This is a genomic window from Ignatzschineria sp. F8392 (assembly GCF_002252045.1).
Lineage (GTDB): Bacteria > Pseudomonadota > Gammaproteobacteria > Cardiobacteriales > Wohlfahrtiimonadaceae > Ignatzschineria.
On the sequence record NZ_NEFF01000005.1, the window covers coordinates 59959 to 75105 of the forward strand.

General features: G+C 41.0%; 9 protein-coding genes. 6 read left to right on the forward strand and 3 right to left on the reverse strand.

What is annotated here, in order from left to right; genetic code table 11:
- Positions 1-68: 68 nt before the first annotated feature.
- A complete protein-coding gene (gene leuS / locus B9T19_RS08425) occupies positions 69-2654 on the forward strand; it encodes a leucine--tRNA ligase (protein WP_094568190.1) in 2586 nt (861 codons plus the stop codon).
- A gap of 169 nt (positions 2655-2823) precedes the next feature.
- On the opposite strand, the gene B9T19_RS08430 is transcribed toward leuS, so the two are convergent.
- From B9T19_RS08430 to B9T19_RS08440, 3 genes are all read right to left on the reverse strand, one after another.
- A complete protein-coding gene (locus B9T19_RS08430; RefSeq protein ID WP_198959072.1) occupies positions 2824-5037 on the reverse strand; it encodes an NADP-dependent isocitrate dehydrogenase in 2214 nt (737 codons plus the stop codon).
- 441 nt (positions 5038-5478) lie between these two features.
- The gene (locus B9T19_RS08435; protein WP_094568192.1) at positions 5479-6759 is read right to left on the reverse strand and encodes a 3-deoxy-D-manno-octulosonic acid transferase; all 1281 of its coding nucleotides are present in this window, start codon (positions 6757-6759) and stop codon (positions 5479-5481) included.
- A 670-nt stretch (positions 6760-7429) separates the two neighbouring features.
- Complete coding sequence (locus B9T19_RS08440; protein WP_233146828.1) at positions 7430-8227, reverse strand: outer membrane protein assembly factor BamD; 798 nt, start codon at positions 8225-8227, stop codon at positions 7430-7432.
- Between the two features lie 84 nt (positions 8228-8311).
- Between B9T19_RS08440 and B9T19_RS08445 the strand changes: the two genes are divergently transcribed.
- The 5 genes from B9T19_RS08445 (at position 8312) to gap (ending at position 14843) form a co-directional block, all read left to right on the forward strand.
- On the forward strand, positions 8312-9310 hold the full coding sequence (locus B9T19_RS08445; protein ID WP_094568194.1) for an RluA family pseudouridine synthase: 999 nt from the start codon (positions 8312-8314) through the stop codon (positions 9308-9310).
- Complete coding sequence (gene pgeF / locus B9T19_RS08450) at positions 9291-10100, forward strand: peptidoglycan editing factor PgeF (RefSeq protein ID WP_158214388.1); 810 nt, start codon at positions 9291-9293, stop codon at positions 10098-10100. The genes B9T19_RS08445 and pgeF overlap by 20 nt, the downstream gene beginning before the upstream one ends.
- 187 nt (positions 10101-10287) lie before the next feature.
- The gene (miaB, locus tag B9T19_RS08455; RefSeq protein ID WP_094568196.1) at positions 10288-11631 is read left to right on the forward strand and encodes a tRNA (N6-isopentenyl adenosine(37)-C2)-methylthiotransferase MiaB; all 1344 of its coding nucleotides are present in this window, start codon (positions 10288-10290) and stop codon (positions 11629-11631) included.
- 397 nt (positions 11632-12028) lie between these two features.
- Complete coding sequence (locus B9T19_RS08460; RefSeq protein WP_094568286.1) at positions 12029-13510, forward strand: leucyl aminopeptidase; 1482 nt, start codon at positions 12029-12031, stop codon at positions 13508-13510.
- A 337-nt stretch (positions 13511-13847) separates the two neighbouring features.
- Positions 13848-14843 (forward strand): type I glyceraldehyde-3-phosphate dehydrogenase, encoded by a 996-nt coding sequence (gap, locus tag B9T19_RS08465; RefSeq protein ID WP_094568197.1) that lies wholly within the window; start codon positions 13848-13850, stop codon positions 14841-14843.
- The last annotated feature ends 304 nt before the right edge of the window (positions 14844-15147 follow it).

A 15147-nucleotide genomic window follows, 5' to 3' on the forward strand; every position in this document is an offset into this window, starting at 1 on the left:
TCTGCTTAAAGACGATTAAACCCTATTTAAACTTTATTAAATGACTATAAAATAAAGGATTTTTTTGAATGAAACCAACCTACGAAGCGGCCGTAATTGAAGCATCAGCGCAAGAATTTTGGGAAAAGAATGCTTCTTTTAAAGTAGAAGATAAAACCGATAAGCCAAATTACTACTGTCTTTCGATGTTCCCCTACCCATCCGGTAGACTCCATATGGGCCATGTCCGTAACTACACCATTGGTGACGTTATCACCCGCTATAAAAAGATGAGTGGCTACAATGTCATGCAACCAATTGGTTGGGATGCATTTGGGATGCCGGCTGAAAATGCGGCGATCGATAACAAGGTCTCTCCTAATGATTGGACGCAGAAGAATATTGTCTATATGCGTAAACAATTTAGAGAGCTTGGATTTGGCTTCGATTGGTCCCGCGAGTTCTCTACTTGCGATCCTGAATATTATGGTTGGGAGCAATGGTTCTTCCTCCAACTCTATAAAAAAGGGGTTATCTATCGTAAAAAAGGGATCGTTAATTGGGACCCTGTAGATCAAACAGTACTTGCTAATGAGCAGGTTATTGATGGGCGTGGCTGGCGTTCTGATGCACTTGTGGAACGCCGTGAGATCCCTATGTACTACTTCAAAATTACCGATTATGCCGATGAGTTATTGGAAGATCTCGCACTTTTAGAAGAGTGGCCTGAGCAAGTCAGAACAATGCAGGCAAATTGGATTGGGCGCTCTGAAGGGATGGAGGTAACATTCCTCCATGAAGGTGGGCAATTTAATGTCTTCACTACTCGCCCCGACACATTGATGGGTGTTACCTATGTTGCAGTCGCTCCTGAGCATCCTATTGCCGCAAAAGCAGCAGAAAAGAATCCTCAATTAGCAGAGTTTATTAAAGAATGTCAAAAAACAGGCACTAGTGAAGCTGACTTTGCAACACAAGAAGCAAAAGGAATGCCAACTGGGGAATTTGCAACCCACCCCCTAACAGGTGAAAAGGTTGAGATCTGGGTCGCTAACTATGTCTTAATGGCTTATGGTGATGGCGCGGTAATGGCCGTTCCGGCACATGATGCTCGTGATTTTGCCTTTGCTAAAAAGTATAACCTCCCTATCAAAGTTGTTATCAAACCAGAAAATGGGGACATCAGCACCGATACATGGCATGAGTCACTCGCAGAACATGGCACATTGATCAATTCTGGTGAGTTTGATGGTCTTAATTTTGAAGAAGCCTTTAGTAAAATTGGTACAGCATTAGAGTCTAAAGGTTTAGGTAAACCGAAGACGCAATATCGCTTACGCGACTGGGGAATTTCACGTCAACGCTACTGGGGTTGCCCAATTCCTATCATCAACTGCCCAAGCTGTGGCGAAGTCCCTGTTCCTGAAAAAGATCTGCCTGTCGTCCTACCGACCGACTGTATTCCTGATGGAAGTGGAAACCCACTTAATAAATTAGACTCTTTCAAAAATGTAGCCTGTCCAAAATGTGGTGGTGCAGCTGAGCGCGAAACTGACACAATGGATACTTTTGTTGAGTCCTCTTGGTATTACGCTCGTTTTGCATGTAGCAATTATGAGAAAGGAATGATCGACCCTGAAGCGGCAACAGCATGGCTTCCTGTTGACCAATATATTGGGGGTGTTGAGCATGCCATCCTCCACCTTCTCTACTCACGCTTCTTCCATAAGCTAATGCGTAATGAAGGTTTATTAGGCGATATTGAAAAAGTGGGCCCTGAACCCTTCAAGGCACTCTTAACTCAAGGAATGGTTGTCTCTCCTTCATTCTTCCGCCATAGCTCAAAAGGCTACGAGTGGTTCAATATTAAAGATGTTGAAGTTCGTGAAAATAATGGTGAGAAAGAGTATTTCTTAAAAGCAGATGGTGAACCTGTTACCTATTATGGCATCCAAAAGATGGGTAAATCGAAAAATAATGGAGTTGACCCGGAAGCGATTGTTAAAGAGTATGGTGCAGATGTCTCGCGTCTCTTTATGATGTTTACTTCTCCTCCTGAGCAGACACTTGAATGGTCAGCATCTGGACTAGAAGGTGCAGATCGCTTCTTACGTCGTGTTTGGAACTTCGCTTATGAGAATCAGGCGATCTTAAAAGATTTAACCCTCAGCTGTGAAGCATTAACAGAAAAGAACGCTAAAGATGCCCGTCGCGAGATTCATCAAGAGCTGAAGAAAGCACTCTACGACTATGAGCGATTCCACTTTAACACCGTCATCTCTGCTAATATGATTATGCTCAATATTTTAAGTAAATTGGGTGACTCTAGAGATGAAGCGGCAGTTAAACAGGAAGGCTTCTCTATTATGCTTCGCCTACTGAGTCCTATTGTTCCCCATATTACACACACGATCTGGGAGACATTATTTGGCGATGATATTCTTAACCATCCACTTCCTGAAGTTGTTGCGGAAGCATTAGTCTCTGATGAAGTGAAATATATGGTGCAAGTTAATGGCCGCTTAAGAGGAGAGATTATTGTTCCAGCCTCTGCCTCAAAAGAGGAGATAGAAAAAGCAGCTCTTGCAAATGAGAATGCGGCTAAATTTATTGAAGGTGAGATTCGTAGAATTATCGTCGTGCCTAACCGCTTAGTCAATATAGTGGCAAACTGATCAGAGAGTTCTGTAGAATAAAACCGTAGAATAAAAAATGGTATCAAAAGCTATAAAAAGCTCTAAAAAACCCCAACAAGTAATCTTGTCGGGGTTTCTCTTTTGTACTCAATCAAAAACTATTTTCTCTATTTTTAATTTTTGATGATCGCTTTTTATTGATCGATGATTAAAGCGCCGCTAAAACAGCATTGAAGGTCTCACTAGGTCGCATCGCTTTAATTGCTTTTTCATCAATTGGACGATAGTAGCCACCAATGTCTTGCGCTTTACCTTGAGAACTAATCAACTCTTCATTAATCTTCGCTTCATTTTCCGCTAATTCTTGATGCACTTTAGTGAAGATCTCTTTTAACTCTGCATCTTGATCTTGGTTTGCTAATGCTTCCGCCCAATAGAGAGCAAGATAGAAGTGCGAACCGCGATTATCAATCTGTCCCAATTTTCTTGCTGGTGAACGATCTTCTTTTAAGAACTTACTATTTGCAAGATCAAGTGCATCAGCCAAGACTAAGGCTTTTGGATTATCCTGAGTGCGACCTAAATGTTTAAGTGATTCTGCTAATGCTAAAAACTCACCTAAAGAATCCCAACGAAGATATCCTTCAGTTAAAAATTGCTCTACATGCTTCGGTGCAGAACCACCTGCTCCTGTTTCAAAAAGACCGCCCCCTTTCATCAACGGAACGATTGAGAGCATCTTAGCTGAAGTACCAAGCTCAAGAATAGGAAAGAGATCCGTTAAATAATCACGTAGAACGTTACCTGTTACAGAGATCGTATCTTTTCCTTCTCTAATACGCTTTAACGTATGTTTTGCCGCAGAGATAGGATCCATAATTTGAATATCAAGACCATTTGTATCATGATCTTTTAAGTAACGTTCAACTTTTTTGATCATCTCACGATCGTGCGCACGCTGTGGATCTAACCAGAAAACAGCAGGCGTATCTGAAAGTCGTGCACGCGTTACTGCTAATTTTACCCAATCTTGAATAGGTGCATCTTTCGCTTGACACATTCTGAAGATATCACCCTTCTCTACTTTTTGACTCATCAAAATTGTGCCATCTTTCGCTACAACATCGATAACACCATCAGCCTCTGCCTGGAATGTCTTATCATGTGAGCCATACTCTTCTGCTTTTTGCGCCATTAAACCAACATTAGGTACCGTACCCATTGTACGAGGATCTAAGGCACCATTGGCAATACAATCTTCAATTGTTGCCGCAAAAACGCCTGAATAGCAACGGTCAGGAATGATAGCGACGGTATCTTCCGTTTTATTATCACGGTTCCACATTTTACCCCCAGCACGAATCATCGCCGGCATCGAGGCATCAACAATAACATCTGAAGGGACATGAAGATTGGTAATTCCCTTATCAGAATCAACCATTGCAAGACGTGGACCTTTCTCAATTGCCGCATCGATTGCTGCAACCACTTCTGCCTCTTTCTCATGACCTTTAATCTTGGCGTAGATATCTCCAAGACCATTACGGGTATCGACTCCTAACTCCTTAAAGAGATCGCTATATTGTGCAAACAGATCGGCAAAATAGACCTCGACTATCGCACCAAACATAATAGGATCTGATACTTTCATCATCGTTGCTTTCAAATGCGCTGAGAGAAGGACATCTTTCTCTTTTGCTTCTTTAATCGCCTCAGCAACAAATGCTTTTAATTTAGCAAGATTCATCACCGAGGAATCAATAATTTCACCTTTTAATAGGGGCGCATAATCTTTTAGAGTTTTCTCACCCTCCGCTCCTTTAAAGACGATTTTATACTCTGTTGCTTCAGGGATCGTGACAGATTGCTCCGTTCCATAGAAATCCCCTTCACTCATTGTTGCAACAGCTGTTTTTGAATCTTTTTTCCACTCACCCATTGAATGCGGATTATTGCGCGCAAATTCCTTAATTGCTGCCGGTGCCCTACGATCCGAGTTCCCTTCACGCAATACAGGATTGACAGCAGACCCCAACACACGCGCATAACGTGCTTTGATTTCTGCCTCTTTCTCATCTTTTGGCTCTTCAGGAAAATCAGGAATTGCAAATCCTGCAGCTTGTAACTCTGCGATTGCACGCTTCAGCTGCGGAATAGATGCCGAAATATTAGGGAGTTTAATAATATTTGTTTTAGGATCTTGCGTTAAATGACCTAACTCTGAAAGAGCATCCTCAACACGTTGCTCTTCTGTGAGAAGATCAGGGAAAAGTGCTAAGATTCTTCCCGTAAGTGAGATGTCCTTGACCTCGATATCGATCTCAGCAGGAGAAGTGAAAGCTTCTACGATCGGAAGAAATGAGTAGGTTGCAAGCGCTGGCGCTTCATCTGTCTTTGTATAAAAAATCTTAGATTTTGCCATATTTGTTATCTATCCTTATCAGTATGTGAATATATATAATATCTAACTTAAAATTATTTGATCAATATTGCATTAAATTATTTTATTATCAAATATTTGCTACCCTACCTCTTTCTCCTATAGCCTCTCATGCAGATTAATCATGGAGAAGTCCATTGATAATCACTCTATTTGAGACCCGCTTCATTGATACTCAATAACAACTATCCCTAAAACTATCGCAACAATCTAATTTGTTGTTCATTATTAGGTCTTTCTCTCTATTGATATCACCCAGAAGCTGACCATATTACAAAGGTCATTAAAAGGCCATTAAAAGGCCATTAAATAGATGAAGAAAGAGATGAAGGATTAGCAAAGAACTTTAGCAGTATATAAGAGATGGCTGAGAATTAGCAAATGATCCCCAATGATGGATAAAAATGAAGCTTAATCTGAGACTTAATCAAGAAGCTCATTCAACTTTGCCATGATAACCTCGATAGCACCTTGATTTTGAGCCATTGTTTTCTGTGCGGCAGCGCCGTAACTTTCACGGAGAGAGGAATCATTTGCAAAGTCGATGACAACCTCCGCTAGCTGATCTGCATCTACCTGTATCAATGCTCTACTTTCGAGAAAGTTGAACAAGGTCTCCCGATTCTCGTCCATATGGGGCCCAACAATAATCGGTTTAGCAAAATAGGCTGGCTCTAAGATATTATGTCCACCAATTGGGACAAAGCTACCGCCAACCGTCACAATATCAGCAAAGAGATAGAAGAGTAGTAGTTCTCCTAAAGTGTCGATCAACCAAATATCTGCATTTGGATTGAGCGTTAAAAGATCCCCCTCACTACGAATGGAGAGCTTAAAATCATGCGCATCTGCATACTCCTCTAATAGATAGCGCACCTCTTGAAAGCGCTCAGGATGGCGTGGTACCAAAATTAATTTAAGATGCGGTGCTCGGCGACGCGCCTTAATATAGGCCTCAACAACAATCTCTTCCTCCTCTTCATGAGTACTTGCAGCGATCCAATAGATCGAGTGAGGCGAGCGATGTGCCACTAAAGGCTCTACTTTTTGATAGAGGGTATCTGAAACGGTAAGATCATATTTAATATTCCCCATCCGCTCTACCGATCTCGCCCCCAAAACTTCAAAGCGCAATGTATCTTCATCGGTCTGTGTTAAAACATCCACAGACTTCAAGAGCCGATGCATCGCTGGCGCAATTTTTTGATAACGACGATAAGAACGATCAGAGAGACATGCGCTAATAATAAGTAGAGGAATGTGACGCTTTCCTGCTTGATAGATTAAATTAGGCCAAATCTCGGTCTCCATAATTAAGATCGCTTTAGGTTTTACCTGCGCCAGAAAGCGAGAAACAGAAGGACCAAAATCGAGGGGCAGATAGGAGTGATAAAGAGCTCCAGAGGCGATCTCTTTCTTAAATGTGCGAATAATTTGATCACTACCAGTTAAAGTAGTTGCCGTGAAAAGAATTGAGCACTGCTTCTCCTGCAATAATCTTCGAACTAATGGGGTGACGGCACGCACTTCCCCCAATGAAACAGCATGAATCACTAGATCAGCTGCCGGCAATTTATGAAAACCAAAGCGATGTAAAAAGGAACGTACACCTAATGGAGAGCGCCAATCTCGAAAAAGCCGAGTGACAATAATAATGGGTAAAAGAACCCACCACAACAACCTATAGAGTGTCAAAACTATCATATATTGCTATTCCATCCAGACTTTAATATATCGTCTACTATCTTTTTGCATCTTCTTATCGCTTATCACTTATCGATTTATCTTTTTATCGTCATTTCTTTTCAATTACACATATCGCTACTCGATAGTTGCAATACTCTACAATACCCGTATCTGTAATATCCGTAATATCTGTAATTTCGATTTTTATCTACGGCTCTCATTTGACGACAAATCAATCTTAATCAATCACAATAGCTACTAAACACCTAGTGCCTATCTATTCACCCATTTATTCACGCACTAATTCAGATAAACAATCAATATTGCACATAAGTGATCTTAAAAACAAGAGACTCCATCGCGATAAAGAAGATTATACCCAATATTTTTCTAACAAAATCAGTTTTTACGACTCTACCGCTGACTCTGCCATCCCTTCTACTTCTCACATACCTTCTCCACAGGTCTTCTTATAGGATGACTAATGTGACAACAAAAGATAGATAGCGAAGATAGATAGCGATTTTTAGCACACCTCAATGTACAACTCCAACTCTATTTAAGAACGACAAAATCAAAGAACCCCTTAATAACGTCAATCGAAAGAGAAGGGTTATTAAGGGGTTCTTTTTAAGAATAAATAGAAGTGATACTACAGATACCGCCCACCATAACAAGGCGCACTCGGCTACTCTTCAACAACACTTTCAGTTAAAACCGCACCAGTAGGTGTAATGGTATAACCAAACTCTACAAGGCGCTTATCATATGGGAAGTTGTGGAGTAACACCGCAAGGCTCTTCTGAGAAAGCTCATCTAAACCGAGCGCTTGATAGGCTTTTGCTTGAATATAGAGAGCATCCGATACCGATGTTGTCGCATCATAATTATCAAGAACATATTGTGCGCGATTTGCAGCACCCACATAAGCATGACGATCGAGATAGAATTTTGCTTTATGAATCTCCGCTTCTGCCAATAAGTTACGAAGATAGATGACACGTTCAGCAGAATCTTCTGCATAGTCACCATCAGGATAACGTTCAATCACTGTCATAAATGATTGAAGCGACTCCTTCATCTGATTCTGATCAATTTTCGCTCGATCAGGAGGAAGCAATTTATCAAGGATCGATCTTGCTCTATCAAAGTTGATCAAACCTTGCATATAGTAGAGATAGTCGATACTCTCATGGTGTGGATAGCGTCTAATAAAGGTATCGATCTCTGTTAAAGCTTTATCATGATCACGATTATGGTAGTGAGCATAAATCTTATTTAATTTTGCCTGCTCAGCAAGACTAGTATTGGGGAATCTTGCCTCAATCGCTTCGTAGTGTTGAACCGCAACCTCGTAACTAGCTCCCTCTAAGTTTTTATTACCCTCTTCTAAAAGATCTTGCCCCGTCATAGCGTAGTACTTATCATCTTTTTTAGCAGAGGTCGAACCACAAGCGGAAATAACGCCAGCAGTAATTAGTATCATAAAAATTTTTAGTGTTTTCGCTTTCATTTTATTACTATAGGTCCAACAAATTGAATTAATTCTTCGAGATTATACAGATAAATTATGAAACAGTCAGAAACTTTTACTATCACAATCCCCGAACATCTAGCTGGTGAGCGCATTGATGCGATCCTCCCGCTTCTTCAGCCTAATCTATCTCGAAGCCAAGGGCAACGTCTTATTAAGAATGGCCAGGTTCTTCTTAATGGTGAAGTACCTCGCCCAAGAGATAGTGTCTCTTCTCAAGATATTATTCAACTAACTATCGAAAAAAATCAATCAGATAGTGAAGAAATTATCCCCGAGAAGATCGATCTCGATCTTATTTTTGAAGATGATGACATTATTGTACTTAATAAACCTGCCGGCATGGTGGTTCATCCCGGCGCTGGAAACCAACAAGGAACACTTGCAAATGCGCTCCTCCATCACTGCCCTGAATTAGCAAACTTAAGTCGTGCCGGCATTGTACATCGTCTTGATAAAGAGACCTCCGGCATCTTAGTGATTGCAAAAAATACAGCAGCTGAAGAGAATCTTATTGAGCAATTTAAAGCAAGAACCCCCACAAAGATCTATCATGCCCTTGTTATTGGTGAAATGATCTCGGGACGTACCATTGATGCTCCTATCGGCCGCAATCCCCATCGCCGGAAACATATGTGGGTAACAGAGACAGATGAAGAGGGGAATAATGAGGGGAAAGAAGCAATCACTCATGTTCGCGTCAAAGAGCGCTTTAGAGCCCACACCCTTATAGAGGTCAACATTGAGACCGGCAGAACTCATCAGATACGTGTCCATATGCAACATATAAATTATCCTATTGTCGGCGACAGTGATTATGGCGCACGTCTTCGGATACCCAAAAAATTTGGGCAACACGCTGAAAATGTCTTAAGAGGATTTAAACGTCAGGCACTCCACGCCTACTCGATCTCCTTCGAACATCCCCGCACAGGAGAGACCCTCTTCTTTGAGCAACCTTGGCCTAATGATCTCAAAAATCTAGTAGATGCCATTCGAGAGGAGAGTATCGCTTATGAGCAGCAAGATCATTAAAGAAGAGAGTGGTATCGTAGTTGTTGCTCCGAACTGGCCCCTCTCTCAACGAATAAAGGCTTTTACAACAACGCGCAAAGGTGGGGTTTCTCAAGGAGATTACGCTGGTCTTAATTTGAGCTTAAGTTCTGCTGACCGGCGTGAAGATGTATTGGCTAATAGAGAGCGCCTCAGAGAGACCTTTAAGATTCCCGGCATCCACTTCTCATTGACCCAAATTCACTCCAATCTCTGCGTCCCCATTTTACCAGAGTGGAATGGTGCCGGCGCTGATGCAGCTTACACCAGTGAGCTCAATCAACCGGCAATGATTTTAACCGCAGATTGCTTGCCAATCCTCATCTCTAATCGAGAAGAGAGTATTGTGACCGCTATTCATGCTGGGTGGCGCTCGCTCTTAATGGATATTATTGAGAATAGTATTCACGCTTTAAAGCAAAAAAGTGACGATCTCTTTGTCTGGCTAGGCCCTGCAATCTCCCAAAAAGCATTTGAGATTGGTCCTGAAGTGAAATCCGCCTTTCAATATCGTAATACCCTACTGAAAAATATCAGCAATGTAGAGAGAGATCACCCTTCACTATTTATCCCCTCTCCCAATAACGGAAAGTATCTTGCTGATATCTATCAACTCGCAAAATTACGTTTAAAGAATCTAGGTATCCCTGAAACACAAATTTATGGAGGGGATCTTTGTACTTACTCAGATCCCGCCCTCTTCTACTCTTATCGCCGAGATGGCATTAAGTCGGGACGCATGGCAAGTTATATCTGGATTCAAGAGGGCTAAATTGTAAAAGGTGAGCCTCTATCTCCAACAACCACAATTGAGTGTCCAAAGCGATAACAGACAAAACAGATCAGAAATCGCCAACAAACTAACCTGAAGTTATTAGAGAAATAGGCTAAAATAGAGCGTTAAAAATTATCGGGATCATCGATCGATATCTACAAACTTGCGAGATTTATAACTAGTTATGTCCACAGTACAATATAAGAAATTTTATATTCAAACCCAGGGCTGCCAGATGAATGAGTATGACTCAGAGAAGATGGCAGACTCACTCAAAGCATTTTGCAACTTAGAACAGACCGACAAGATTGAAGAAGCAGACCTTTTTATACTCAATACCTGCTCAATTCGTGAAAAAGCACAAGAGAAAGTCTTCTCTGAATTAGGTCGTTGGCGCAAACATAAAGAGGAGAACCCTCACATTGTGATCGCTGTTGGCGGATGTGTGGCATCACAAGAAGGGGAGGCGATTAAGAAGCGCGCCCCCTTTGTTGATATTATCTTTGGCCCTCAAACGCTCCATCGCCTCCCCAAAATGCTCAATGACGTTTGGCAAGGTAATGGAACTCAGGTCGATGTCTCTTTCCCTGAAATTGAGAAATTTGACCACCTTCCTAAGCCTCGCGCTGAAGGCGTTACCGCATTTGTCTCAATTATGGAAGGGTGTAATAAATATTGCTCTTTCTGTATTGTCCCCTATACGCGTGGCGAAGAGATCTCGCGCCCCTTTATTGATGTGCTTGGTGAGATCGCGTCACTTGCTGAACAAGGGGTTCGTGAAGTTACACTCCTTGGGCAAAATGTGAATGATTACCAAGGTGAGATGCCCGATGGCAAAATTGGAGATCTGGCACTTCTTATTGAGTATGTCGCTGAGATTGAAGGTATTGAGAGAATTCGCTATACCACATCTCATCCAATTGCCTTTAATGATCGTCTAATTGAAGCTTATGCGCGTGTTCCAAAGCTTGTCTCTCATCTCCATCTTCCTGTTCAATCAGGATCAGATCATATTTTGATGATGATGAAACGAAACCATACGGTATTAGAGTATAAAGCCAAAATTAAGAAGCTCCGTGCAATTCGCCCAGATATCTCTATCTCCACCGATATTATCGTCGGCTTCCCTGGAGAGAGTGAGGCAGATTTTGAGGCAACAATGAAACTCGTAGAGGATATCCATTACGATCATTCATTTAGTTTTATCTACTCAGCAAGACCGGGAACACCAGCGGCCAATCTACCCGATGATGTCTCTTTAGAAGAGAAAAAAGCGCGCCTTGCCCGCCTTCAAGCAAAGTTAACTGAGCAGGCAACCGCTATTTCACAATCGATGGTCGGCACCGTTCAACGCATTTTAGTTGATCGCCCATCCCGCAATAACCCGAAAGAACTTGCTGGAAGAACCGAAAATAATCGTGTCGTGAACTTTGAAGCGCCTAGCTCACTCATTGGCCACTTCTGTGATGTAGTTATTACAGAAGCTCAACCTAACTCCTTACGTGGGCGTTTAGTTGTCGCAGAGTAGTAAGACTTAAAAGAGAGATCAACTCAATGTCGATCTCTCTTTCTCTATCTACCCTCTTCCCACTGACTCCCCCTTCTCTACAATTTGTACAATGCCCATCCGTATAATGCCTATTTGTACAATTAAATAACTTACCAGTTGAATATAGAAATTAAAGCCACATAATCTCATTAGCAACAGTAGATAATTTCTATGTTACATATTTTGACCATTAACAAAGAACAGATCTCTTAACCGCGTTACTCTTTAACGACCCTATTAAAATCGCAACAAGCAAAATTTTAAGAGGATCGTTGAAGGAAGAGTAAGATTCTCTTCATTGAGATAGACTAAAAGTCTTCCACAAAAGAGTTACCTCTCAAGGATTGTTTAAAGGAATATTATGAATATCAATAAAATGACTTTTCACGCAGCACATAGCGCCCTCGACCAACATCAGACTGATTGTCTTGTTGTCGGCGCTTTTGAAGGGAAACTAACTGCTACAGCAGAGAAATTAGATACTCTCTTAAATGGAGAGCTTGGAAGATTAGTAGAAAGTGGCGATATTAGCGGTAAAATGGGAGAAGTACTTCCACTTCTCGGACTAAGTGCGATGAAGGCTAAACGCCTATTAGTGGTCGGTCTTGGTAAAGAAGAGAAATATAATATCGACATTATGCGTAAAGCTGTTGCAGCCGCAACTCGCTGGATTAAATCAACCCCTGCAAAAGATGCTACCTTTGCATTACTCGAAAATTGCAAGCGTAAAGCAACCTCAATTCCAGCACTCATCCAATCTATCGGCGATGTCCTCTATCAATTTGCAGCTGAGAAAAAAGAGAAAGTTAAAGCGCTAGAGCTCAAAACAATTACAATTTTAGATAGCAATGAAGAAGCAGATATTGCAGAAGCAGTTGCCTATGGCCAAGCATTAGTTAACGGTATGTCTTTAACAAAAACATTAGCTAACATGCCGGCAAATATGATGACACCTAAAGATCTTGGCGAAGCTGCGCTAAAACTTGCAGAAAAATACCCAAGCATCAAAGCAACCGTTCTCAATAAAGATGATATCAAGAAATTAGGAATGGGTGCTTTTCTCGCAGTAGCACAAGGTTCAAAAGAGAAACCTCGCTTTATTGTACTCGAATATATCCATGATGAGATGCAAGATGAGGCACCTATCGCTTTAGTCGGTAAAGGGGTCACTTTTGATACGGGAGGCATCTCACTTAAACCGGGCGCGGCGATGGATGAGATGAAGTACGATATGGGCGGCGCAGCTTCTGTATTAGGAACTTTCAGAGCACTTGCTGAGCTCAACTTAAAAGCGAATGTGATCGGCTTAATCCCAGCAACAGAGAATATGCCATCTGGCAAAGCTGTAAAACCGGGGGATGTTGTTACTTCAATGTCTGGTCAGACAATTGAGATTCTCAACACTGATGCTGAAGGCCGTCTCATTCTCTGTGATGCCCTAACCTATGCAACACAATTTAAACCTAAAGCGATTGTCGATATTGCAACATTAACAGGTGCAATTATCGTGGCATTAGGTCATGAGGTATCAGGACTCTTTAGTAATAATGATTCACTTAGCAATAAGTTAAAAGAGTCCGCAGAGACAACTCGCGATTACGTATGGGAATTCCCTATTTGGAATCATATCTTCCAACCCATGCTCGATTCCAACTTTGCTGATATGGGGAATATTAGCAGTGGTGGTCGCGGTGCAGGATCAATTACCGCAGCTTGTTTCCTAGAGCGCTTTGTAGAAGATTACCCTTGGGCTCACCTTGATATTGCCGGAACGGCATGGACTTCAGGTAAAGAAAAAGGGGCAACAGCACGTCCTGTTCCACTACTTCTTGACTTCATCAAGAACTATCAAGATTAAATTAGGTAGAATAGATTGAGATTAATAAGAAATTATCGTTAAACTCTTACTGAAGACCCTATTTGAAGCCTTCAATTAAAAGCTTTATTACTTAGGGTCTTCTATCGCTAATATTTTAACTTTATAAATCTATTCTGATGTTATAGCTTTTATTTTCATTCCGATTTTTATTTTGGTTTTTTATTCTTATTTTAACCTCTATTACAGCCTATTAGGTAGTTACAACTGTTTAGTGACATAATTGTGCAATGAGAAGTGAAAGTAGAAAATCGCAATTATTCAGTTATCATACGTAAACTATCTAATCTGTAAATTGACTCTCAAAAGGAGATACATCATGGCAATTCGTGTTGGTATTAATGGTTTTGGTCGTATTGGTCGCTTTGTTTTTCGTGCTGCATGCGAACGCAACGATATTGAAGTGGTTGGAATCAATGATCTAATCGATGTTGATTACATGGCTTATATGCTCAAATATGACTCTACACATGGTCGTTTCAATGGCACAGTAGAAGTTGAAGATGGTCACTTAGTGGTCAATGGCAAGAAGATCCGCGTTACATCTGAAAGAGATCCAGAAAACCTTAAGTGGGATGAGATCAATGTTGATGTTGTTGTAGAAGGAACGGGCCTCTTCTTAACTGATGAAACAGCACGCAAACATATTACAGCAGGCGCTAAAAAAGTTGTAATGACGGGCCCTTCAAAAGATAAGACACCGATGTTTGTTATCGGTGTTAATGAGAACACCTATAAAGGCGAAGATATCGTTTCAAACGCATCATGTACAACAAACTGCTTAGCACCTATCGCTAAAGTACTTAACGATACATGGGGTATTGAATCAGGTCTTATGACGACAGTTCATGCAACAACTGCGACTCAAAAAACGGTTGATGGTCCTTCTGCTAAAGATTGGAGAGGTGGCCGTGGTGCATCACAAAATATCATCCCTTCATCAACAGGTGCGGCTAAAGCTGTGGGTGTTGTTATCCCTGAACTTAACGGTAAATTAACCGGTATGTCTTTCCGCGTTCCAACCCCTAACGTTTCTGTTGTTGACTTAACGGTTAACTTGAAGAAGCCTGCAACTTATGATGAAATCTGCGCAAAAATGAAAGAGATGGCAGAAGGTGAGTTAAAAGGTGTTTTAGGCTATACCGAAGATGCAGTTGTATCAACAGACTTCTTAGGTGAAGTATGCACCTCTGTCTTTGATGCAAAAGCGGGTATCGCTTTAACTGATACTTTTGTTAAAGTTGTATCTTGGTATGACAATGAGATCGGTTACTCTAACAAAGTTCTCGACTTAGTAGCGCATATCTCTAAGTAATTTTAATTTCCCAAAAAATTACCTTTTTAAAATTACCTTCCAAATATTAAAATCGTCATGATAGAGAGATCTAATACTCATATATAGAGGTTAGATCTCTTTTTTTATCTCTATCTATTTATTTAAACTTACTTGAACTTACTTAAACTACTTAAACTCACTTAAGATAAGTGTCTAATATCTAGCTATTTACTTCTCTTTTTAAAAAAAAGATCTATTATGGGAAAGTTTTGTACGCACAAAAGAGGCGAATCAAAATAGTGATTACTCCCAATTGGACAAAACAGACCTATAATTCATAGAA

Bases quoted from the DNA above. Each gene is read 5' to 3' on its own strand.
- leuS (WP_094568190.1), top strand. From the start codon at position 69: ATGAAACCAACCTACGAAGCGGCCGTAATTGAAGCATCAGCGCAAGAA.
- B9T19_RS08430 (WP_198959072.1), bottom strand. From the start codon at position 5,037: ATGGCAAAATCTAAGATTTTTTATACAAAGACAGATGAAGCGCCAGCG.
- B9T19_RS08435 (WP_094568192.1), bottom strand. From the start codon at position 6,759: ATGATAGTTTTGACACTCTATAGGTTGTTGTGGTGGGTTCTTTTACCC.
- B9T19_RS08440 (WP_233146828.1), bottom strand. From the start codon at position 8,227: ATGATACTAATTACTGCTGGCGTTATTTCCGCTTGTGGTTCGACCTCT.
- B9T19_RS08445 (WP_094568194.1), top strand. From the start codon at position 8,312: ATGAAACAGTCAGAAACTTTTACTATCACAATCCCCGAACATCTAGCT.
- pgeF (WP_158214388.1), top strand. From the start codon at position 9,291: ATGAGCAGCAAGATCATTAAAGAAGAGAGTGGTATCGTAGTTGTTGCT.
- miaB (WP_094568196.1), top strand. From the start codon at position 10,288: ATGTCCACAGTACAATATAAGAAATTTTATATTCAAACCCAGGGCTGC.
- B9T19_RS08460 (WP_094568286.1), top strand. From the start codon at position 12,029: ATGACTTTTCACGCAGCACATAGCGCCCTCGACCAACATCAGACTGAT.
- gap (WP_094568197.1), top strand. From the start codon at position 13,848: ATGGCAATTCGTGTTGGTATTAATGGTTTTGGTCGTATTGGTCGCTTT.